This window comes from Streptomyces sp. 2131.1 (assembly GCF_900105515.1).
GTDB lineage: Bacteria > Actinomycetota > Actinomycetes > Streptomycetales > Streptomycetaceae > Streptomyces > Streptomyces drozdowiczii.
Genome location: NZ_FNSY01000001.1, coordinates 5,993,132 through 6,014,616, shown reverse-complemented (window position 1 = coordinate 6,014,616; position 21,485 = coordinate 5,993,132). Strand labels below are relative to the sequence as shown.

Below are 21,485 nucleotides of genomic sequence, written 5' to 3'. Positions count from 1 at the left end.
GCAGAAGGGCCACCCCCCGGCGGAGCCGGTCATGCCTCCGCGTCGTCCGCGTCCGGCTCCCCGTATCCCCCGCCCCCGGGCGTGCGCAGCACCAGTACGTCACCCGCTCCGGCGTCCGCGCTGTCGCAGCCGGCCAGCTCGGTGCGGCCGCCGTCGGCGCGTTCGATGTGCTGGCTGCCGAGCGCGCCGGGTGCGCCGCCGGCCATGCCGTACGGGGGCACGCGGCGGTGTCCGGTGAGCAGGGCGAGGGTGACCGGTTCGAGGAAGCGGATGCGGCGCTCCACTCCGCGGCCGCCGTGGTGGCGGCCCGCTCCCCCGCTGCCCTCGCGCACCCGGAAGCTCTCCAGCAGGACCGGGTAGCGCCACTCCAGGATCTCGGGGTCGGTGAGGCGGGAGTTGGTCATGTGGGTCTGGACGGCGTCGGTGCCGTCGAAGTCCTCGCCCGCGCCCGATCCACTTGCCACGGTCTCGTAGTACTGCACCCGGTCGTTGCCGAGGGTCAGGTTGTTCATGGTCCCGGAGCCCTCGGCCTGGACGCCGAGGGCCGCGTACAGCGCGCCGGTGACGGCCTGCGAGGTCTCGACGTTGCCGGCGACCGTCGCGGCGGGCGGGGCGGGGGCGAGCATGGAGCCCTCCGGGACGCGGATCTCCAGCGGGGTCAGGCAGCCGCTGTTCAGCGGGATGTCCTCGGCGACCAGGGTGCGGAAGACGTACAGCACGGCGGCCGTGACCACCGATTTCGGGGCGTTGAAGTTGCCCGGCTGCTGCGGCGAGGTCCCGGTGAAGTCGATGACCGCGCTGCGGGCCTCGCGGTCGACGGTGAGGGTCACCTCGATCACGGCGCCGTTGTCGGTCTCGTACCGGTAGTGGCCGTCATCGAGACCGGCGATGATGCGGCGCACCGACTCCTCGGCGTTGTCCTGCACGTGGCCCATGTAGGCGTCGACGGCCTCGGTGCCGAACTGCTCTGTCATGGCGCGCAGTTCGGCGATGCCCTTCTCGTTGGCGGCGATCTGGGCGCGCAGGTCGGCGAGGTTGGTGCCGGGGTCGCGGGAGGGGTACGGGGCGGTGGTGAGGAGTGCGCGCGTGGCGTCCTCGCGGAAGGCGCCGTCGCGTACGAGGAGCCAGTTGTCGAAGAGGACGCCCTCCTCGTCGATGGTGCGGCTGAAGGCGGGCATGGAGCCGGGGGTGATGCCGCCGATCTCGGCGTGGTGGCCGCGCGAGGCCACCAGGAACTTCAGCACCGGTCCGTCGCCGCTCTCGTCGAACACCGGTGTCACGACGGTGACGTCGGGCAGGTGGGTGCCGCCGTGGTACGGGTCGTTGATGGCGTAGACGTCGCCCGGGCGCAGGGTGCCGGCGTTGCGGCGCAGAACCTCCTTGATGGACTCGCCCATCGAGCCGAGGTGCACGGGGATGTGGGGGGCGTTGGCGATGAGGTTGCCGTCCGCGTCGAACAGCGCGCAGGAGAAGTCGAGGCGCTCCTTGATGTTGACGGAGCGGGCCGTGTTCTCCAGGGTCACGCCCATCTGCTCGGCGATGGACATGAAGAGGTTGTTGAAGACCTCCAGCATCACCGGGTCGACGCGGGTGCCGACGGCCTGCCGGGCCGGGCGCGGGCGGGTCCGGGTGAGGACGAGGTGCCCGCCGGCGGCGAGTTCGGCCTGCCAGCCGGGGTCGACGACGGTCGTGGCGTCGGCCTCCGCGACAACGGCGGGCCCCGGGACGGTGTCGGTGACCCGGAGGTCGGTCCTGCGGTGGAGCGGGGCGTCCTGCCACCGGCCGTCCGCGAACATCCGCACGGTGTCGTGGGGGCGCGGGGTGGTGGCCGCGCCCCCGGCACGACCGGGCGGCCGGATCTCGGCGTGGCCGCCGGCCGCGCCCGTGGCCTCGACGGAGACGGTCTCCACGACGAGCCGCCGGTCGGCCGTGAAGCCGTAGCGGGCGCGGTGCTCGCGGGTGAACGCCTCGGTCATGGCGTCGGCCGTGTCCAGGGCGACGGGCAGGCTCGCGTCGGTGCCCTCGTACCGCAGCAGCACACGGGCGCGGGTGGAGACGGCGTCGGCGGGCACGCCGTCGGCCCGCAGGCCGGCGCTCGTACGGTCCGCGAGTCCGTCGCAGAGCTCCCGCACCCGGGTCTCGGTGCCGGTGTCGAGGACGGCCTCGACGGACTGCTCGCGCATCGCGGTGGCGTCGGCGAGCCCGATGCCGTACGCGGACAGCACACCGGCCAGCGGCGGTACGAGGACGGTGTCGATGCCGAGGGCGTCGGCGACGGCGCAGACGGCCTGGCCGCCGGCCCCGCCGAAGCCGGTGAGGGCGTAGCGGGTGATGTCGTGCCCGCGCTGCACGGAGATCTTCTTGACCGCGCCGGCCATGGCGAGGACCGCGATCTCCAGGAAGCCGGCCGCGGTCTCGGCCGCCGTCCGCCTGGTGCCGGTGGCCCGGGCGACCTCCTCGGCCAGCTCCTCGAAGCGCTCGCGCACGATGTCCGCGTCGAGCGGCTGGTCGCCGTCCGGGCCGAAGACGGCCGGGAAGTGCGCCGGGTGGATGCGGCCCAGCATGACCTGGGCGTCGGTGACGGTCAGCGGCCCGCCACGGCGGTAGCAGGCGGGTCCCGGCACCGCGCCCGCGGAGTCGGGGCCGACCCGGTAGCGCCGGCCGTCGAAGTGCAGGACCGAGCCGCCGCCGGCCGCGACGGTGTGGATGTTCATCATCGGCACCCGCATCCGCGCGCCGGCGACCTCGGCGCCCAGTTCGCGTTCGAACTCGCCCGCGTAGTGGGAGACGTCGGTGGAGGTGCCGCCCATGTCGAAGCCGATGACCCGGTCGTGGCCGGCCTGCCCGGAGGTGCGGACCATGCCGACGACCCCGCCGGCCGGCCCGGAGAGCACCGCGTCCTTGCCCCGGAAGTGCGCGGCTTCGCGCAGCCCGCCGTTGGACTGCATGAACATGAGGCGGATGCCGGGGAGTTCGGCGGCGACCGAGTCGACGTACCGGCGCAGGATCGGTGAGAGGTAGGCGTCGACGACGGTGGTGTCGCCGCGCGGGACGAGCTTGATCAGCGGGCTGACCTCGTGGGAGCAGCTGATCTGCGTGAACCCGGCGGCCCCGGCCTCGGCGGCGACCGCCTGCTCGTGGGCGGGGTGGCGGTAGCCGTGCATCAGGACGACGGCGGCGCTGCTCAGCCCGTCGGCGCGGGCCTCGCGCAGCCGCGCGGCGACGGCCTGCCGGTCCAGCGGGGTGACGGTGCGGCCGTGGGCGTCGATGCGCTCGGGAACCTCGATGACCCGGTCGTACACGGCTTCGGGGAGCAGGATGCGGCGGTCGAAGAGGCGGGGACGGTTCTGGTACGCGATGCGCAGGGCGTCCCGGAACCCTTCGGTGACGACCAGGACGGTCGGTTCACCGCGCCGCTCCAGCAGGGCGTTGGTGGCGACGGTGGTGCCCATCTTGACGGCGGCGACGCGGTCGGCGGGGACCGGTTCGCCCGGCGCGAGGCCGAGCAGCAGCCGGATTCCGGCGACGGCGGCGTCCCGGTGGCGGTCCGGGTCGTGCGAGAGGAGTTTGCGGGTGACGAGCTGCCCGTCGGGGCGCCGTCCCACCACGTCGGTGAAGGTGCCGCCACGGTCGATCCAGAACTCCCAGCGCCCGGTCATGCCCCCCATACTGGCCCGCCGTCCGGTGATCACGGAGCAGGGCGCGGCGGCGTGTGGGCGGAGCGGTGGTGCGGGTGCCCGGCGGTGGAATGCCGGGCGGGCCGGAGCGGCGCGCCCCCGACGCGCTGCACTCCTGCGGGCCTGCCACGGCCCTCGTACGAAATGGTGTCCGGCGGTTCAGACCGCCGGGGCGTCCGGGCCGATCCTGCTGCGTACCGCCGACTGGACCTCGGCCTCCTCGGCGGGGTCGGCGGCCAGCCGGCGCAGACGTTCGGCCACTCGCAGGTCCCCGGTCTCGGCGTGGAGCGCGGCGATCTCGCGGGTCGTCTCCTCGCAGTCCCACAGGCACTCGACGGCGAACCCGGTGGCGAAGGAGGGGTCCGTGGCGGCCAGGGCGCGGGCGGTGCGGCCACGCAGCTGGGAGGAGGACGTCTCGCGGTAGATGTGGCGCAGTACGGGGGCGGCGCAGACGATGCCCAGCCGGCCGGCGCCGTCGACGAGTGGCCACAGCCGGGGTGCGTCGGGGCCGTCGCCGCGTACGGCGTCGCGCAGGGCGCCGAGCACGGCGGGGGCGTCCTGCGGTCCGCCGCGTCCGGCGAGCACTCCGGCGGCCGAGGCGCCGAGGGCGTCGGGCCTGCGGGCCCAGCGGCGGGCGCGCTCCACGGCGTCCTCGCCGCACATGCGCTCGAAGGCGGTGACGGCTGCGTCGGCGACGGTGCCCCGGGGTTCGGTGGCGGCGGCCTCGATGAGGTCGAGCACGGCGGGGTCGCGGACCTCGGCGGCCAGGTAGTGGAGGGCGGCGCAGCGGGCGGCGTCGGGTCCGCTGCGGGCGGCCTCGACGATCTCGGGCCGGTCCTCGGGGCCGGCGACTGCGGCGAGGCAGCGGGCGGCGGGCACGTGCAGCAGGCTGCCGCGCTCCAGCCCCTGGCGCGCCCAGTCGAAGACCGCCTGGACGCTCCAGCCGGGCCGGGGGCCGCCGGGGCGCATCTGGCGCTGCCAGCGGTCGAAGGACCCCTGTTCGGAGGCGGCCCGGACGCGGGCGCCGACGGTCTCGCGCGGGTCGTCGGCCCACAGGCGCCAGGGCCGGGGCTCGTAGGCGTCCCGCACGGTGGCAGCCAGCTCGGCGCGTCCCTCGGCATCGTCGGCGAAACGGGCGAGCACGGGTTCGGCGAGGGAGCGCAGACCGGCGTCGTCGTCGCGCAGGGCCAGCTCGTCGAGGGCCCAGGCCCAGTTGGAGCCGGTCGCGGCGTAGCGCCGCAGCACGGCGAGGGCGTCGTCGCGCCCGTAGGCGGCGAGATGACCGAGGACGGACAGGGCGAGGCCGGTCCGTGAGTCGTCCGTGTCGAGGTGGTCCTCGGGGTCGGACAGATGCCGCTCGATCTCCTCGACGCCCCCGTCGAGGTCGAGGTAGAGGCGTGCGTAGTAGAGGGAGCGGTTCTCCACCTGCCAGTCGTGGCGGGGGTCGCTCAGGACGCAGTGGTGGAGAGCCGCCAGGGCCTCGGAGCGCGGTGCGGCGAGCGCGTGGAGCGTGCCGTCACCGCGGCCCCTCTGCAGCAGGCCGAGCAGGGTGCCGCTCGGCGCTATGAACGGATCGAACATGGGGAAGGCCTCACATCAAGCTGTCGACGCAACCGGGACTGTGCAGTTCCATGTGCCGGGTAAGCACTAGGCCGCGCAGCAACATGATTCGCCGACCGCCGTCTTCCGCCTGGTGTAGAACATCTTCCTCTGCCTCTCGTCGGGTGGCCCGGATCGGGCCCGCGACGTCATGATGACCCAGCCATTTCGCCACCGCGACCACATTTACGGCGAACCCGTTCAGCGGGCGCCGAAGAGTTCCAGCAGGTCGTCCTTGCCGAACATGCGTGCGGTGTCGACCGCGGAGGGCGTTCCGGCGGCCGGATCGGCCCCGGCGTCGAGCAGGGCGCGCACCACCGCTTCCTCGCCCTTGAAGACGGCTCCGGCGAGCGGCGTCTGGCCCCGGTCGTTGGCCCGGTCCGGGTCGGCGCCGCGGGCGGCGAGGGCCGTGACCGCGGGGGCGTGCCCGTGGTAGGCGGCGAGCATCAGGAGTGTGTCGCCCCGGTCGTTGGTGAGGTTGACGGGCACCCCGGCGTCCACGTAGGCGGCCAGGGCGTCACCGTCGCCACTGCGCGCCAGGTCGAACACCTTGGACGCCAGCTCGACCACCTCGGGATCGGGGGTCTCGCTCATCGGGGTACCGCCTTCCTTGACCGTTCGCGCCGCTGCCGGCGACGGGGACACGCACGGCGGGAACCGTACGAGTGAACCGACAGGGTACTGCCCGCACAGGCGTGTGATCCGGTTCGGGCGCCACGTCCGCCGATCGAGTGGATAATCACCCTTTTCACCCGATTGCGCCTTTTATCCTATGGATACTTGGGGTGAGCCTGGAAGGACTCATGGTGACTGTCCCCCCAACCAGGAGAACCACTCATGATCCTTTCCATGTCAGGCGTCGTCATCCTCGGCATCATCGTCTTCCTGTTCTTCAGGAAGGACGGCCTCAAGGCGTCGCACGCCCTCGTCACCGCCCTGTTCGGCTTCTACCTGGCCGGTACCGCCATCGCACCGAGCATCACCGCGGGCGGAGCGAGCCTGGCCGGACTCCTGGGCGGGATCAAGTTCTGACCCTCCGCCCCCGCACCGGCCTTCAGGAGACACAGGAGACAGACGTGGCCCGGCGACCACTCCCCCGCATTCTGAGCAGCGGCAGCGCCTCGATCACCCGCAGTCGGGAGATCGCGCGCACGGCCGCCGACAGCGCCACCGACGTGCTCCATCCGCTGATCACGCTCACGCGTGGCCTGCGGATGCTGGCCGGCGCAGGACGGCACAAGTGGGCCGCGACGCCCAAGGACCGGCGTGGTCCCACGCTGTTCCTCGTCGCGGCCTGCGTACTCGTGGTCGCGCTCATCCCGTACGGGCCGCTGCTGGCCCTCGTCGTGGTGATGGGCGCAGCCGCATGGACGGGACGCGATCGCACCCCCGTCAAGTCCGGACCCGACGAGGCGGAGACCACCCGTCTGCGGTCCCTGTACGAGGCGCTCGTGCCGTACTTCTCCACGGCCGAGGACCCCAGCCCGCTGTTCAGCCACGGCGGCGAGTGGGAGAAGGCCTTCAGCGGCTACGAGTTCGACGGCGACGGCCGCGTCTCGCGCCTCCAGGTCTCGTACCCCGCGTACTTCACCGACAGCGAGCCCGAGTCCCGGGCCCGGATCGAACAGCTGCTGCACGCCAAGTCGGGCCGCGGCCGGGAGTACCGCTTCGACTGGGACGAGGAGGGCAACCGGCTCGTGATGAGCGTGCTCGACGCCCTGCCCACCTCGCTCACCGCACAGCGCTTCGTCACCGCCCCCGGGGAGACCGTCCTCGGCTTCACGGACGAGGACGCCGTGCAGCGCACGCTCCCCGTGAACGACGACACCGGCACCCGGGACGCTCCCGGCGTCGTCTGGCGCACCGGCCCCCGCTCCACCGAGCCCCACCTGCTCGTCGCGGGGCAGCCCGGCAGTGGCACCACCTCACTGCTGCGGTCCGTCGCCCTCCAGGCGCTCCAACACGGCGACATCCTGATCGTCGAGGGCAGCGGCACGGGCGAGTACGCCTGCTTCACCGGGCGCGAAGGCGTCCTGGCCGTCGAGTGCGGCCCGGCCGGCGCCCTGTCCACCCTGGAGTGGGCGGCCAACGAGACGGAACGCCGGCTCATCGAGGCGAACCGCGCCCGGCAGGCCGGCGACCCCGTCCCCGAGGACCTCACGCGGCCACTGTGGATCCTGCTGGACCGCCCGAGCGCGCTGGCCCGGCCGGCCGGTGACGGAACGCCCGGCGTGCCGGAACTGCTCCAGGTCCCGCTGCGGCACGGGCGGGCCGCCAACGTCGTCGTGGTGCTGGCGGAGGCGTTCGATCACATCGACGGCCTCGGCGAGACCGTCAGGACGCACACCCGGGCCCGCGTGGTGCTCGGCCGCTGCTCCGCCGAGCAGATCGAGGCGGTGCTCGGTACGGGCCCGCACACCACCCCGCCCCCGGACGTCCCGCCCGGCCGCGGCTACGCCCGGTTCGGCGCGGGAGCGGTCCTGCGCCTCCAGGTCCCGGCCACGCCCGACCCGTACGACGACGCCACCAGCGAGGCGCAGCGCGCGGCGGTGCTCAGCCTGCTGCCGGAACGGCGCACGGCGGTCGAGGCGGGGGCGCCGGAGCCGGCGCCGGTGGAGAGGGAGACGGTGGCCGTCGGGACGGAAGCCGTGGCCGCGCCCGTCGGGGTGGAGGCCGTGGCCTTCAGCGACTGAGACGGGAACGGCGGAGGGGGCCCGGCGGCGCGCGGCGCCCCCTCCGCCACCATTCGGGGACGGAGCCGCAGCCGTCCCGTGCCGGGGCGACGCGGCCACGGCCGCGCGTCGGGGGCCACCCCTGGAAGGGCTGCACGCCACGGCGGCACCCTTGAGCCCGGCAGTTCGGCGGACGAACCGGGCCGGAGGCCGCCACCCCGCCCCGGGTCGGCACGCCACGGCCGTGCCTCCGTCGCTCAGGCGACGAATGTGCGCGGCGCCTCCATGCCCGCCCCCGCGCCCGCGCCGACCAGGCGGGCCGCCTGGGCCAGGCGCTGGGCCGCCTCCTCCGCCACCGGGCCGCCGACCGTGAACGGCAGCCGTACGTAGCCCTCGAAGGCCCCGTCCACGCCGAACCTGGGACCGGACGGCACCCGCACCCCGACCCCTTCCCCGGCGACCGCGAGCCGCGAGCCGGAGAGGCCGCCGGTGCGCACCCAGAGCGTCAGCCCGCCGGCGGGCACGGAGAACTCCCACTCGGGCAGCTCCCGGCGCACAGCGGCGACCAGCGCGTCGCGGTTCTCGCGGGCCTGTTCCCGGCGCAGCCGCACCGCTTCCGCCCAGCCGCCGGTGCGCATCAGCCAGTTCACCGCCAGCTGTTCGAGGACCGGGGTGCCCATGTCGGCGTACGCGCGGGCGGCGACCAGGCTGCGGATCACGTCCGGCGCGGCCCGTACCCAGCCGATCCGCATGCCCGCCCAGAACGCCTTGCTGGCCGAGCCCACGGTCAGGACCGTGGAGCCGGCCGGGTCGAACGCGCAGACCGGGCGCGGCATCGCCACGTCCTCGTCGAGGTGCAGCTCCCGCATCGTCTCGTCGACGACCAGGACCGTGCCGGCCGAGCGCGCGGCGTCCACCAGCGCCCGGCGGCGGTCCTCGTCGGCGAGCGCGCCGGTGGGGTTGTGGAAGTCCGCGACGACGTACCCCAGACGGGGCGCGGCGTCCCGCAGGACCTGGCGCCACCGGTTCAGGTCCCAGCCGCCGAGCCCCTCCTCCATGGCCACCGGCACCAGCCGGGCGCCCGCCTCCCGCATCAGCTGGAGAATGTTGGCGTAGCTCGGCGACTCCACCGCGATCCGCTCGCCGCGGCCGGCGAAGAGGTGGCAGATGGCGTCGATCGCGCCCATCGCACCGGTGGTGACCATGATCTGCTCGGGCATGGTGGGGATGCCGCCGGCGGTATAGCGGTCGGCGATCATCTGCCGCAGGGCGGGAAGCCCGGCCGGGTAGTCGCCGTGAGTGTGGGCGTACGGCGGCAGCTCCTCCAGGGCGCCCTGGACGCCCCGGGTCAGCCACGGCTCGGGGGCGGGCAGCGAGGCGCAGCCCAGGTCGATCATGGAGCCGAGGGCCTCGGGCGGCAGGGGTTCCAGGCCGCGGGCGGGCAGCGGGTTGCCGGCTGGGATGGCGGTCCAGCTGCCGGCGCCGCGCCGGGACTCCAGGAAGCCCTCGGCGCGCAGCGCCTCGTAGGCGGCGGCGACCGTGGTGCGGCTGACGGCGAGGGCGACGGCCAGTTCGCGTTCGGCCGGGAGCCGGGCGGCGACGGCGACCCGGCCCTCCAGGACGAGCAGCCGGATACCGTCGGCAAGGGCGCGGTAGGCGGGCGGGCGGCGGCTGCCGGGCCCGGCCGGCCGCTGCTGCTGGGCCTGGAGCTGCCGGGCCAGCTGGGCCGCCCCGACCGCCGAAGTCCACTGCGCCATGAGAATCGGTCCACCTTCCTCGGATTGGCCATGGTTGGCGACCAATCGCCTGCCACAGAGTGACACGGAGCAGTCCAACACCACCACTCCAGGGGGCACCTCATGTCCAAGACCCTCGTCCCGCAGCGGGCGCACCTCACCCGACGGCTGGTCCATCTGTACGCGGGTCTCGCGCTGTACGGGGCGAGTTCGGCCCTGCTGGTCGTCGCCGGCCTCGGTCTGGAGCCGTGGGGCGTGCTGCACCAGGGGCTCGCGGAGCGGACCGGGATCAGCATCGGCGTGGTCTCCATCATCATCGGCGCGATCGTGCTGCTGCTCTGGATCCCGCTGCGGCAGCGGCCGGGCCTGGGCACGGTCTCGAACGTCTTCGCCGTGGGCATCGCGATGGACGGCACGCTCGCCCTGGTCCCGGAGGTCCACGGCCTTGTGGCGCGGGCCGGCGTGATGGCGGCCGGGATCGTCCTCAACGGCGTGGCGACGGGCCTCTACATCAGCGCCCGGTTCGGCCCCGGCCCCCGGGACGGCCTGATGACCGGGCTGCACCGGCGCACCGGCCGGTCGATCCGGCTGGTGCGCACGGCGATCGAGATCGCGGTCGTGGTCACCGGGTTCGTGCTGGGCGGTTCGCTCGGCGTCGGCACGGTCCTGTACGCGCTGGCCATCGGGCCGCTCGCCCAGGTCTTCCTGCGCGTCTTCGCGATCCCGGAGGACGGGGGCACCTCGGCCGGGACCCCGACGCCCCGGCAGTCCATACTGCGGCGGTGACTTCCGAACGCCACCCGTACCTGGACCACCCCGCTCCGCTCGCGTTCGCCCACCGGGGCGGCGCGGCGGACGGCATCGAGAACACGGCGGCCGCCTTCCGCCGCGCCGCCGACGCCGGCTACCGCTACTTCGAGACCGACGTGCACGCCTCGGCGGACGGCCGGCTGGTGGCCTTCCACGACGCCACCCTCGACCGGGTGACGGACGCCGGGGGCCGCCTGGCGGAGCTGCCGTGGAGCGAGATAGGCCGGGCCCGGGTCGCGGGGCGCGAACCGCTGCCGCTGTTCGAAGAGCTGCTGGAGGCGTTCCCGGAGGCCCGGTGGAACGTGGACATCAAGGCGGAGGCCGCCCTGGAGCCGCTGGTGGAGCTGATCCGCGCGACGGGCGCCTGGGACCGGGTGTGCGTCGGCTCGTTCTCCGAGGCGCGGGTCGCCAGGGCGCACCGGCTGGCCGGCCCGCGCCTGGCCACCTCGTACGGCGTGCGCGGCATCCTCGGCCTGCGGCTGCGCTCGTACGGCGTCCCGGCTCCGCTGCGGGCCGGGGCGGTGTGCGCGCAGGTGCCGGAGAGCCAGAACGGGGTGCGGGTCGTCGACCGGCGCTTCGTCCGCGAGGCCCACGCGCGGGGGCTCCAGGTGCACGTGTGGACGGTGAACGAACCGGAGCGGATGGCCGCGCTCCTGGACCTCGGTGTGGATGGCATCATGACCGATCACATCGAGACGCTGCGCACGGTGCTGAGCGAGCGCGGGGCCTGGGTCTGACCCGCCCCGCCGGCCGGGCGGCGTCCGCACGGGGAGACCTCCAGGGGGCAGCATGACGGCCGAGACCGCAGACACCGCCGGACGGGCCGACGGTACGGACGGCCCGGCCGAACGGCGCAGGGAGCAGCGCGGCTGGTACTTCTACGACTTCGCGTGCTCCGTCTACTCGACGAGCGTCATCACGGTCTTCCTCGGCCCCTATCTGACCTCGGTCGCGAAGGCCGCGGCGGACCCCGACGGCTTCGTCCACCCGCTCGGCATCCCGGTCCGCGCCGGGTCGCTGTTCGCGTACTCGGTCTCCGCCTCGCTCGTCCTGGCGATCGTCCTGATGCCCGTCGTGGGCGCGGCGGCCGACCGTACGGGGCGCAAGAAACCGCTCCTCGCGGCGGCCGCGTACACCGGGGCGGCCGCGACGACGGCCATGTTCTTCCTGGACGGTCAGCGCTATCTGCTCGGCGCCTTCCTGCTCATCGTGGCGAACGCGGCGACGGCGGTGGCGATGATGCTCTACAACGCGTTCCTGCCGCAGATCGCCGAACCGGACGAGCGCGACGACGTCTCCTCGCGGGGCTGGGCGTTCGGCTACACCTCGGGGGCGCTGGTCCTCGTCCTCAACCTGGTCCTCTACTCGGGCCACGACTCCTTCGGCCTGTCGGAGTCCCAGGCGGTACGGATCTGTCTGGCGTCGGCGGGCCTGTGGTGGGGCGTCTTCACGGTCATCCCGCTGCTCCGGCTGCGCGACCGCGCGGTGACGAGGGGCGGGGGCCCGGCGGGTGCGCCCGGCCGGGGGGCGGTCGGCTCGGGGTGGCGGCAGCTGCGTGCCACGCTGGCCGACATGCGGCGCCATCCGCTGACCCTGTCGTTCCTGCTCGCCTACCTCGTCTACAACGACGGCGTACAGACGGTGATCTCGCAGGCGTCGGTGTACGGCTCCGAGGAGCTGGGCCTCGGCCAGACGACGCTGATCACGGCGGTGCTGCTGGTGCAGGTGCTGGCGGTCGCCGGGGCGCTGGCGATGGGCCGGATGGCCCGGGTGTACGGCGCGAAGCACACGATCCTGGGCTCGTTGGCCGTATGGACGCTGATCCTGCTCGCCGGGTACTTCCTGCCGGCCGGCTCTCCCGTCTTCTTCTACGTGCTCGCGGCGGCGATCGGGCTGGTGCTAGGCGGCAGCCAGGCGCTGTCGCGTTCGCTGTTCTCGCACCTGGTGCCGCGCGGCAAGGAGGCCGAGTACTTCTCGGCGTACGAGATGAGCGACCGGGGACTGAGCTGGCTGGGGCCCCTGGTGTTCGGCCTCGCGTACCAGCTGACCGGCAGCTACCGCGACGCGATCATCTCGCTGGTGGTCTTCTTCGTCGTCGGTTCGGTGCTGCTCGCCCGGGTCCCGGTCAGGGAGGCGGTCGTGGCGGCGGGAAACCCCGTACCCGAGCGGATTTAGACGTTGAAGTGAAAGGCCGGTAGTGTACGCCTTTGGCCTGCCCCGGGTGACCGCTACGGCGAGTGGAACTTCGCGAACCGTTGGGTGACAACTTCCGTCAAAGGTGACAAACCGGGTATGGGCGGGTACTTGAACCCTGGGAAACCTGAAAATCAGCGGTTCGACGGGCGACGCATGACCGGCAACGGGAATCTTTGCCGCCGACCGGACGTTGACCGATTGACGACGACAGCGACACCTGTCCTGTGGGCGACAAGCCCGGGAGGCACGATTCATGAGTGAGCGAGCTCTCCGCGGCACGCGACTCGTGGTTACCAGCTACGAGACGGACCGCGGCATCGATCTGGCCCCGCGCCAGGCGGTGGAGTACGCATGCCAGAACGGACATCGATTCGAGATGCCCTTCTCGGTAGAGGCGGAAATTCCGCCGGAGTGGGAGTGCAAGGCGTGTGGCGCCCAGGCACTCCTGGTGGACGGGGACGGCCCCGAGGAGAAGAAGGGCAAGCCTGCGCGTACGCACTGGGACATGCTCATGGAGCGGCGTACGCGCGAGGAGCTGGAGGAAGTGCTGGCCGAGCGGCTGGCGGTCCTGCGCTCCGGCGCGATGAACATCGCTGTGCACCCCCGGGACAGCAGGAAGTCTGCTTGACCGGCTAGCACGGTTCCGCGACAAGCCGCGGGTTTTGGTACGTAAGCGTGCCGGGCCCGCGGCTTTGTCGTGTCGTGGCGGCCCGTCCGGCCGAGGTCAAAGATGTCCTCAGTCGCCGGACGGGCTTGATGTGGCTGGACGGGACCGCGGAAGAGCCGGACGGGCTTGAGCGGTCAGGGCGTCAGCGGGGGCGGGGTTCGTCGTTCGGGCCCCGGTGGTCGCGGGGCGGGTCGTCGCGGATGACCTCGCCCTGGACCACCTTGCCGTCCGGGCGGTGGATGCGGGCCTGCTGGAAGGCGTCCGAGAAGCCGCCGGGCGCGGCGGCGCGCATGCGACGGTCCAGCGAGCGCTCCGCGTACCGGCTGAGCGCCGTGCGTACCGGCGGCACCAGGAGCAGCAGCCCGGCCACGTCCGAGATCAGGCCGGGGATCATGATCAGCAGCCCGCCGAGCATCAGGAAGCCGTTGCCCCGGCTGCTTTCCGGAGCCGCGGGCGCGGAGTCGTCCGCGCCCGGCTGCCCCGGCATCCGCTGAAGCGTCTCCGTGAGATTGCGGAACGCGCGGCGGCCGGCCCGCTTGATCACCGCGGCGCCGAGGACGATCCCGGCGGCCAGCAGGATCACGACGGTCAGGCCGCCCGCCGTGTCCGCCACCAGGATCAGCAGCCAGATCTCCAGCACCGCCCAGGCGGCGACGGCGAGGGGTACGAGGGTCCGGGCGCGCGAGCGCTCGCGGGCGGTCGGAGGCGGTGTGCCGGTCGTCATGCCCCCAGTGTGCCTGGCCAGGCGTCCGTACGCCGTAAGGGGGTGACGGGCAGGCTCAGGGGGTGCGGCGGCCGAGCACCTTGTTCGTCCGGCTGGTGACGCCCCAGGCGGTCACTCGCCACAGCGCCTCGACCAGAATGTCCTTGCTCATCTTGGAGTCGCCGACCTCGCGGTCCACGAAGGTGATCGGCACCTCGACGACGTGGAAGCCGGCCTCGACCGCGCGGCGGGCCAGGTCGACCTGGAAGCAGTAGCCCTGCGAGGCGACCTCGTCCAGGCCGATGCCCTTGAGGGTCTCGGTGCGGAAGGCGCGGTAGCCGCCGGTGACGTCACGGGTGCGCAGGCCCAGCATGAGCCGGGAGTACGTGCTGCCGCCGCGCGAGATGAACTCGCGGGACTTGGGCCAGTTCACCACCCGGCCGCCGGGCACCCAGCGGGAGCCGAGGACCAGGTCCGCGCCCTTGAGCGCGGTGAGGAGCCGGGGCAGCTCCTCGGGCTGGTGCGAGCCGTCGGCGTCCATCTCGACGAGGACGCCGTACTCGTGCTCCATGCCCCAGCGGAAGCCGGCGAGGTAGGCCGCGCCGAGCCCTTCCTTGCCCTTGCGGTGCAGGACGTGGACGTGGTCGTCGGCGGCGGCCAGCTCGTCGGCGAGCTTGCCCGTGCCGTCGGGGCTGTTGTCGTCGGCGACCAGGATGTGGGCCTCCGGGACGGCAGCACGCACCCGGCTCACGATCGGCTTGATGTTCTCGGCCTCGTTGAAGGTCGGGATGATCACCAAGACACTGCCGAGCGGGCCGAATCGCCGCTGACCGCCGTCGTTCACTTACTGCCCCTCACGTCCGTACGCAGATGCACACCATATCGAGCGCGACGGCGCGGAATGCCGACCCGGTGGAGGTGGCGCGGGAGCCGCGGCGGACAGAAGAGCGGAATCAGGGACAGAAGTGCGGATCGGGGCCCGGTGTCCTTCGGGCCGACCTGGGACCCGCTGGCTGCGGGTCGACCTAGAGCCGTTGTCTACTGAACGTCCGGGCCCCACCCGGGTCGCACCCTCCGTCCGGCTGAAACCTTCCCTCGCCCCCGAGGCGCGGGCGCTGAACCTGGCTGTCAGTGGTGGTGCGCCGGTGCGGCACACCACCCCGTGACCCAGCGGCGTTCGACGACTGCGTGGAGGCTTCACCGGTCGGACGTCCTGTGGTGGACTCGGCCGAACCTACCGGCCGATGGCCGCATTCTGTCAATAGTTGCCTGACCTGCATCGATTACCGAAATTGCCTGGTCAGTCCCGAAGATCCCCAGGTGGCGGAAGAGCCGGACCGCCTCCGATCGGCGGAGCGGCGCACCCGCACGTCACTCGTTCGGCCTTACGTAGACAGTTTGTCCGAGGACGACCGTACCCAGGCACACCGGCAGGTCGGCGCCGGGGCTGAGGTCGGGCAGCCCCGGCGTCCCGGACCGGGGATCGGTCGACCAGCGCGCGACCCGGTCGTCCGGAGCCTGGACCACCAGCTCGTCGGTCCGCCAGACCGCGTAGTCCGCCGGGGCGCCGGGCACCAGGGTCCCCGCGTCGTCCCGGCCCACGGCCCGCCAGCCGCCCCGGGTGTGGGCGGTGAAGCCGGCCCGTACGGAGACGCGGTGCTCGAGCGTCCGGTGGAAGGCGGCGGCCCGTACGGTCCCCCACGGGTCCAGCGGGGTCACCGGGCTGTCGGAGCCGAAGGCGAGGGGCACACCGGCCCGCAGGAGCGCCGCGTAGGGGTTGAGGGTGGCGGCCCGTCCGGCACCGAGGCGCTGCGCGTACATGCCCTCCTCACCGCCCCACGCGGCGTCGAACGCGGGCTGTACGGAGGCGGTGAGGCCCAGCTCGGCGAAGGCGGCCACGGTCTCGGGCGTGAGCATCTCCGCGTGCTCGACGCGGTGCCGGGCGGCGCGCACCCGGGCGAGACCCACCTTCTCGGCCGCGGTCCTGATGCCGTCGACGACCGCCGTGAGGGCGGCGTCGCCGATGGCGTGGAAGCCCGCCTGGAGTCCGGCCTCGGTGCAGGCGGTGACGTGGGCCGCGATCTGCCCGGCGTCCAGGTGGGCGGTGCCGGTGTGCGGGGCGTCGGCGTACGGCTCGCGCAGGCAGGCGGTGTGCGAGCCGAGCGAACCGTCCACGAAGAGGTCGCCGGCCGCTCCCACGGCGCCGAGTTCGCGGATGCGCCGGGCGTCCTTCTCGTCGGCCACCTGCTGGGCCCAGTAGCCGAAGACCCGGGGGCCGGGCTGCTCGGCGGCGAGCTTCAGGAGCCCGGTGAAGTCCTCCTCGTCGGAGATGTCGGGCCCTCCGCACTCGTGGACGGTACCGATGCCCAGGGAGGCGGCGTGGCGCAGCGCGGCCCGCTGGGCCTCGGCGCGCTGTGCGGGCGCCACGGCGCCGTGGGCGGCCGCGCGGACCGCGTGGTGGGCGGCGCCGGTCAGCGGGCCCTCGGGGTGGTATCCGGCCATCGCGGTGACACCGGGGACGAGGTCGAGCAGGGCGGTGGTGACGGCCGCCGAGTGCACGTCGATCCGGGGCAGGTAGACGGGCCGGCCGGCCGCCGCCTCGTCGAGCTCGGCGCGCGAGGGCGGGCGCTGCTCGGGCCAGCGGGTGGCGTCCCAGCCGTGGCCGAGGACGACCCTGCCGGCCGGGTGGGCTGTCACGTGGGCGCGGACGCGCGCGAGGGCGTCGCCCAGGGTGCGGGCGCCGGAGAGGTCGAGTCCGGTGAGGGCCAGGCCTGTCGACGTGGTGTGGACGTGCGCGTCGGTGAACGCGGGGGTGACCAGGGCCCCTTCGAGGTCGATCACCTCGTCGACGCCGCTCGCGAAGGCGTCGGCGGCCCCCTCGGAGCCCACCCAGGCGACATGGCCGCGTTCGACCACCATGGCGGTGGCAAAGGGGTCGGCGGGGCTGTGGACGTCTCCACCGCGCAGCAGCACGGTGCGGTGTTCGCTCTGGGGGCGGTGCTCTCGGTCATGGGCACCAGTCTCCCGCCTGCGCGCACACCCTCCGTGCGCGCCCCCCTGGAGGGGGTGTCTGATGGGTCCCCGCAGCGTCGCGGGGCCCATCGGACACCCCTCAGATCTGCGGCGGGCGCGCCTCGTACGGGGTCGACAGCACGACCGTGGTGCGGGTGGAGACGCCCGCGAGGGAGCGGATGCGGGTGAGCAGGTTCTCCAGCTCCAGCGGGGTGGCCACGCGCACCTTGAGGATGTAGTTCTCGTCGCCGGCGACGCTGTGGCACGCCTCCAGTTCGGGGACCCCGGCGAGGCGTTCGGCGATGTCGTCCGGGGCGCTCGGGTCGAAGGGCTTGACCGAGATGAACGCGGTCAGCGGCAGGCCGACCGCCTCGGGGTCGACGACCGCGGCATAGCCCCGGATAACCCCGCGCTGCTCCAGCCTGCGGACGCGCTGATGAACCGCCGAGGTGGACAGGCCGGTGGCCTTGCCCAGGTCGGTGTAGCTCATCCGCCCGTCCTTGACGAGCAACTCCACGATGTGACGGTCCAGCTCCTCCATATGGATCAATCTATGGCCCTGAGTCGTTCCCGGCACAGCTGCCCAGCCCTTGGGACGACACCTGCGGCAGGCATGTGACCAACACCACAGGTTTACGCGCCAGTAGTGGGACACGGAACGGTTACGGCCGATCGGCGGCGGGAAGTGCTTGCTGTGGCCGGGGCCACAGCGCCTTGACGGCCCATCCGAGGGGGGATTCCCATGCCAAGCCTGAAGCTCACCACGCGCATCGAACCGGAGCCTGTTGATCCGTTCGACGACGCCGCTCCCGACGCGTACGACTTCTTCGAAATGCACCGGGTCGTCTGCCCGGACTGCGCGCAGCCCATCGCACTCCTCGCGGACGAGGACGTGCTTCCGGAGCACGCGCTGTGCCCGTCCCCGTGGAATCCGTTCGTGCTCACCGTGTGCCCCGGTACGGGGCGTGCCGCCGGGGCCCGGCCCGCGGAGGCGGACGGTGCGCAGGAGCAGGAAACCGCGCTGCTGCTGACGCTCCCACAGGGGCTCGACTGGCGCACGCAGCCCTTCTCGCACGCCGGCGGTGCGGGTTCCCGCCCGATCCGGGTGCCCCGCCAGGTCCGGCGCGAGGCCGCCTGAACCTCCCCCTCCCGAACGTGCGGCCGGGGTGCGAGAGCGGCCCGGCAGCCGGGGAGAAGCGGGTGAACATGCGCCCGAATCAAACAGGCAGTGACCCCGCCGCGCCCCCCGGCGTTGGCCCGGTATGACGCTGCTGCACCCCACGGCCGGCCCCGGTCGCCGCCGTCTCGCCGCTCCGGCCGCCGAAGAATCGGTTCCGCAGTCCGGATCCGTACCGGCTTCGCAGTCCGAACCGCCGCGCTCGGTTCCGCGCGCGGTGCCCCACTCGACGGATCCGCCCATCTACCGTGCGCTGCTGCGGCACTGGGAGAGCACCGGCCGGACGCTGCCGGGCCGCCATGACCAGGACTGGAACCGGATCATGACGACACCCGTGTGGTCGGAGCGCCCGCTGCGGGTCAGCGGGACTCAGGGCCCGCGAGGTGGCGGGCGATGACCATCCGCTGGATCTGATTGGTGCCCTCGACGATCTGGAGCACCTTGGCCTCGCGCATGAGGCGTTCGACGGGGAAGTCCTGCGTGTAGCCGTAGCCGCCGAGCACCTGGACGGCGTCGACGGTCACCTGCATCGCGGCGTCCGTGCAGAAGAGCTTGGCCATGGCGGCCTGGCGCGAGAAGGGACGGCCGGCGTCCCGCAGCCGGGCGGCCTCCAGGTAGAGCGCGCGGCCGGCCTCGATCCGGGTGGCCATATCGGCCAGCATGAACCGCAGCCCCTGGAAGTCCGCGATGGGGCGGCCGAACTGCTCGCGGCCGGTGGCGTAGCCGAGGGCCTCGTTCAGCGCGGCCTGGGCGACCCCGATGGCGCAGGCGGCGATGCCGAGCCGACCGGAGTCGAGGGCGGACAGGGCGACGGCGAAGCCCTGGCCCTCGTCGCCGATGCGCCGGGCGTCGGGGACGCGTACGCCGTCGAAGTGGAGCTGGGCGGTGGGCGAGCCCTTCATGCCCATCTTCTTCTCGGGGACGGCCGCGCTCAGCCCGGCGGCGTCGCCGGGGACGAGGAAGGCGGTGATGCCGCGGGCGCCCTCGGCGCCGGTGCGGGCCAGCACGGTGTAGAAGTCCGCGATGCCGCCGTGCGTGATCCACGCCTTGGTGCCGGTGATGACCCAGTCGTCGCCGTCCCGGACGGCCTTGGTGCGCAGTGAGGCGGCGTCGGAGCCGGAGGCGGGCTCGGAGAGGCAGTAGGCGCCGAGCAGGCCGCCGGAGAGCATCTCCGGGAGGTGTTCGGTCCGCTGGTCCTTGGTGCCGTAGCCGGCGAGCGCGTGGCAGGCGAGGGAGTGGACGCTGACGCCGAGGCCGACGGTGAGCCGGGCGGCGCTGAGCTCCTCGAGGACCTGGAGGTAGACCTCGTACGGCTGGTCGCCGCCGCCGTGTTCGGAGTCGTAGGGCAGTCCGAGCAGACCGGACTCGGAGAGCAGGGTGAAGACCTCGCGGGGGAAGTGGCCGGCTTCCTCCTCCTGGGCGGCCCGCGGCGCGATCTCCCGCTGGACGATGTCGCGCACGAGGTCGACGAGCTGGCTGGACTCCTCGGTGGGCAGTCGGCGTTCGACCCACTGCGGGGCACGGTCGGACATGACGGCGCTCTCCTCCCTGTCGGGCGTTGCGGCGGTCGCGCGCGCGGGGTGTGAGCGGCGCCGCCGGGGGGATCTCCGGGCGATGCCCGAATTCACTGCTGCCCAGCCGATGTTGCCCTCCCGGATTACGAGAGGCGCAGGCAGGCGGCTGTGGCGGGTCGAGTATGCCCGATCGGACGGTATCCGTCACCGGTCGACCGGACATACGGATCAACGGGCTTCCGGGCCGCGGCGATCATCGATATTGGTCCGAACCATTGACCCGACTGGTCTAGTCCACCTACGGTCTCCAGCGAACCGGCTCTCCGCGTTCATGCCAACCCTGTACGAGCGCCGGAAGCCGGTCGTCCACTGGCACGTCCCCTCCCCCACGAGGAGCAACCATGACCGGACTGCATCGCCCGGGAGCCCGGCTTCGGGCTGTCGCCGCTGCCGCGTGTACCGCCGCCCTGGGCGCAGCCCTGCTCGGCGTCGCCGGCACCGGCTCCGCCGGCGCGGCCCCCGCCGCGCCCCGGGCCGCCGCACCGGCAGCAGCACCCGCCGCCCCCACAGCGGCCGGTGACAAGGTGGTCGGATACTTCACGGAATGGGGTGTCTACGACCGCGATTACCACGTGAAGAACATCGAGACCTCCGGCTCGGCCGACAAGCTCACGCACATCAACTACGCCTTCGGCAACGTCCAGGGCGGCAAGTGCACCGTCGGCGACTTGTACGCCGACTACGAGAAGGCGTACACGGCCGACCAGTCGGTCGACGGCATCGCCGACACCTGGGACCAGGAGCTGCGCGGCAACTTCAACCAGTTGCGCAAGCTGAAGAAGCTGCACCCCGGCCTGAAGGTCATCTGGTCGTTCGGCGGCTGGACCTGGTCCGGCGGCTTCGGTGAGGCCGCCAAGAACCCGGCCGCGTTCGCCGATTCCTGCTACAACCTGGTCGAGGACCCGCGCTGGGCCGACGTGTTCGACGGCATCGACATCGACTGGGAGTACCCCAACGCCTGCGGCCCGACCTGTGACACCAGCGGCCGGGACGCCTACGGCAACCTGCTGTCGGCGCTGCGTACGAAGTTCGGCACCGACAACCTGGTCACCTCGGCGATCAGCGCGGACGGCTCCGACGGCGGCAAGCTGGACGCCGTCGACTACGGCGGCGCGGCGGAGTACGTCGACTGGTACAACCCGATGACGTACGACTTCTTCGGCGCCTGGGACGCGAAGGGCCCGACCGCCCCGCACTCGCCGCTCACCTCCTACGAGGGCATCCCCAAGGAGGGCTTCAACAGCGAGGCGGCCATCGACAAGCTGAAGGCCCAGGGCGTCCCGGCCTCCAAGCTGCTGCTCGGCATCGGCTTCTACGGCCGCGGCTGGACCGGCGTCACGCAGGACGCACCCGGCGGCACCGCCACCGGCGCGGCCCCCGGCACGTACGAGGCCGGCATCGAGGACTACAAGGTCCTCAAGAACACCTGCCCCACCACCGGCACCGTCGCCGGCACCGCGTACGCGCACTGCGGCACCAACTGGTGGAGCTACGACACCCCCGCCACCATCGGCACCAAGATGGCGTACAAGAACCAGCAGGGCCTGGGCGGCACCTTCTTCTGGGAGCTGAGCGGTGACACCACCGACGGCGAGCTGATCAAGGCGATCGACTGACCCGGTGGCGCGATGAGGACCAGGGGCGGGGAGCCGGTCGGGCTCT

General features: G+C 73.0%; 17 protein-coding genes. 8 read left to right on the top strand and 9 right to left on the bottom strand.

Annotation, left to right across the window (positions count from 1 at the left end; genetic code table 11):
- Positions 1-29: 29 nt before the first annotated feature.
- The 3 genes from BLW14_RS27140 to BLW14_RS27130 form a co-directional block, all read right to left on the bottom strand.
- Positions 30-3,659, bottom strand: coding sequence for a hydantoinase B/oxoprolinase family protein (locus BLW14_RS27140; RefSeq protein WP_093709767.1), 3,630 nt, complete (start codon positions 3,657-3,659; stop codon positions 30-32).
- A gap of 177 nt (positions 3,660-3,836) precedes the next feature.
- A complete protein-coding gene (locus tag BLW14_RS27135) occupies positions 3,837-5,258 on the bottom strand; it encodes a hypothetical protein (protein WP_093709766.1) in 1,422 nt (473 codons plus the stop codon).
- A 219-nt stretch (positions 5,259-5,477) separates the two neighbouring features.
- On the bottom strand, positions 5,478-5,870 hold the full coding sequence (locus BLW14_RS27130; RefSeq protein ID WP_093709765.1) for an ankyrin repeat domain-containing protein: 393 nt from the start codon (positions 5,868-5,870) through the stop codon (positions 5,478-5,480).
- Positions 5,871-6,113: 243 nt separating this feature from the next.
- Between BLW14_RS27130 and BLW14_RS27125 the strand changes: the two genes are divergently transcribed.
- Positions 6,114-6,308, top strand: a complete 195-nt coding sequence (locus BLW14_RS27125) for a hypothetical protein (protein ID WP_018103962.1) — start codon at positions 6,114-6,116, stop codon at positions 6,306-6,308.
- Positions 6,309-6,352: 44 nt separating this feature from the next.
- Positions 6,353-7,969 carry a hypothetical protein gene (locus BLW14_RS27120; protein WP_093709764.1) on the top strand — a complete coding sequence of 539 codons (1,617 nt, stop codon included), beginning with the start codon at positions 6,353-6,355 and terminating at the stop codon, positions 7,967-7,969.
- Between the two features lie 236 nt (positions 7,970-8,205).
- On the opposite strand, the gene BLW14_RS27115 is transcribed toward BLW14_RS27120, so the two are convergent.
- Entirely contained in the window at positions 8,206-9,705 is a 1,500-nt protein-coding gene (locus BLW14_RS27115) for an SCO1417 family PLP biosynthesis transcription factor (RefSeq protein WP_093709763.1), read from the bottom strand.
- 102 nt (positions 9,706-9,807) lie between these two features.
- Between BLW14_RS27115 and BLW14_RS27110 the strand changes: the two genes are divergently transcribed.
- The 4 genes from BLW14_RS27110 (at position 9,808) to BLW14_RS27095 (ending at position 13,318) form a co-directional block, all read left to right on the top strand.
- Positions 9,808-10,470 (top strand): membrane protein YczE, encoded by a 663-nt coding sequence (locus tag BLW14_RS27110; protein WP_093709762.1) that lies wholly within the window; start codon positions 9,808-9,810, stop codon positions 10,468-10,470.
- Positions 10,467-11,231 carry a glycerophosphodiester phosphodiesterase family protein gene (locus tag BLW14_RS27105; protein WP_093709761.1) on the top strand — a complete coding sequence of 255 codons (765 nt, stop codon included), beginning with the start codon at positions 10,467-10,469 and terminating at the stop codon, positions 11,229-11,231. Before BLW14_RS27110 ends, BLW14_RS27105 begins: the two co-directional genes overlap by 4 nt.
- Positions 11,232-11,283: 52 nt before the next feature.
- Positions 11,284-12,669: an MFS transporter gene (locus tag BLW14_RS27100; protein ID WP_093709760.1), complete on the top strand. Its 1,386-nt coding sequence runs from the start codon at positions 11,284-11,286 to the stop codon at positions 12,667-12,669.
- A 274-nt stretch (positions 12,670-12,943) separates the two neighbouring features.
- Positions 12,944-13,318 carry an RNA polymerase-binding protein RbpA gene (locus BLW14_RS27095; RefSeq protein WP_003959706.1) on the top strand — a complete coding sequence of 125 codons (375 nt, stop codon included), beginning with the start codon at positions 12,944-12,946 and terminating at the stop codon, positions 13,316-13,318.
- A 181-nt stretch (positions 13,319-13,499) separates the two neighbouring features.
- On the opposite strand, the gene fxsA is transcribed toward BLW14_RS27095, so the two are convergent.
- The 4 genes from fxsA to BLW14_RS27075 all read right to left on the bottom strand — a co-directional run bounded on the left by fxsA (position 13,500) and on the right by BLW14_RS27075 (position 17,613).
- Complete coding sequence (fxsA, locus tag BLW14_RS27090) at positions 13,500-14,081, bottom strand: FxsA family membrane protein (RefSeq protein WP_093709759.1); 582 nt, start codon at positions 14,079-14,081, stop codon at positions 13,500-13,502.
- A gap of 55 nt (positions 14,082-14,136) precedes the next feature.
- A complete protein-coding gene (locus tag BLW14_RS27085; protein ID WP_018524286.1) occupies positions 14,137-14,904 on the bottom strand; it encodes a polyprenol monophosphomannose synthase in 768 nt (255 codons plus the stop codon).
- A gap of 527 nt (positions 14,905-15,431) precedes the next feature.
- A complete protein-coding gene (locus BLW14_RS27080) occupies positions 15,432-17,033 on the bottom strand; it encodes an amidohydrolase (RefSeq protein WP_093709758.1) in 1,602 nt (533 codons plus the stop codon).
- 139 nt (positions 17,034-17,172) lie between these two features.
- Positions 17,173-17,613, bottom strand: a complete 441-nt coding sequence (locus BLW14_RS27075; protein ID WP_018103953.1) for an Lrp/AsnC family transcriptional regulator — start codon at positions 17,611-17,613, stop codon at positions 17,173-17,175.
- 201 nt (positions 17,614-17,814) lie between these two features.
- Here BLW14_RS27075 and BLW14_RS27070 point away from each other — a divergent pair, with 201 nt between their 5' ends.
- Positions 17,815-18,210, top strand: coding sequence for a hypothetical protein (locus BLW14_RS27070; RefSeq protein ID WP_093709757.1), 396 nt, complete (start codon positions 17,815-17,817; stop codon positions 18,208-18,210).
- Positions 18,211-18,608: 398 nt separating this feature from the next.
- On the opposite strand, the gene BLW14_RS27060 is transcribed toward BLW14_RS27070, so the two are convergent.
- A complete protein-coding gene (locus BLW14_RS27060; RefSeq protein ID WP_093709756.1) occupies positions 18,609-19,781 on the bottom strand; it encodes an acyl-CoA dehydrogenase family protein in 1,173 nt (390 codons plus the stop codon).
- Between the two features lie 383 nt (positions 19,782-20,164).
- On the opposite strand from BLW14_RS27060, the gene BLW14_RS27055 reads away from it, so the two are divergent.
- Entirely contained in the window at positions 20,165-21,439 is a 1,275-nt protein-coding gene (locus BLW14_RS27055) for a glycoside hydrolase family 18 protein (RefSeq protein WP_093709755.1), read from the top strand.
- Positions 21,440-21,485: the final 46 nt, after the last annotated feature.

Coding starts and splice junctions, on each gene's coding strand:
- BLW14_RS27115 (WP_093709763.1), bottom strand. CDS start 9,705: ATGGCGCAGTGGACTTCGGCGGTCGGGGCGGCCCAGCTGGCCCGGCAG.
- BLW14_RS27060 (WP_093709756.1), bottom strand. CDS start 19,781: ATGTCCGACCGTGCCCCGCAGTGGGTCGAACGCCGACTGCCCACCGAG.
- fxsA (WP_093709759.1), bottom strand. CDS start 14,081: ATGACGACCGGCACACCGCCTCCGACCGCCCGCGAGCGCTCGCGCGCC.
- BLW14_RS27055 (WP_093709755.1), top strand. CDS start 20,165: ATGACCGGACTGCATCGCCCGGGAGCCCGGCTTCGGGCTGTCGCCGCT.
- BLW14_RS27135 (WP_093709766.1), bottom strand. CDS start 5,258: ATGTTCGATCCGTTCATAGCGCCGAGCGGCACCCTGCTCGGCCTGCTG.
- BLW14_RS27095 (WP_003959706.1), top strand. CDS start 12,944: ATGAGTGAGCGAGCTCTCCGCGGCACGCGACTCGTGGTTACCAGCTAC.
- BLW14_RS27110 (WP_093709762.1), top strand. CDS start 9,808: ATGTCCAAGACCCTCGTCCCGCAGCGGGCGCACCTCACCCGACGGCTG.
- BLW14_RS27130 (WP_093709765.1), bottom strand. CDS start 5,870: ATGAGCGAGACCCCCGATCCCGAGGTGGTCGAGCTGGCGTCCAAGGTG.
- BLW14_RS27100 (WP_093709760.1), top strand. CDS start 11,284: ATGACGGCCGAGACCGCAGACACCGCCGGACGGGCCGACGGTACGGAC.
- BLW14_RS27070 (WP_093709757.1), top strand. CDS start 17,815: ATGCCAAGCCTGAAGCTCACCACGCGCATCGAACCGGAGCCTGTTGAT.
- BLW14_RS27075 (WP_018103953.1), bottom strand. CDS start 17,613: ATGGAGGAGCTGGACCGTCACATCGTGGAGTTGCTCGTCAAGGACGGG.
- BLW14_RS27125 (WP_018103962.1), top strand. CDS start 6,114: ATGATCCTTTCCATGTCAGGCGTCGTCATCCTCGGCATCATCGTCTTC.
- BLW14_RS27140 (WP_093709767.1), bottom strand. CDS start 3,659: ATGACCGGGCGCTGGGAGTTCTGGATCGACCGTGGCGGCACCTTCACC.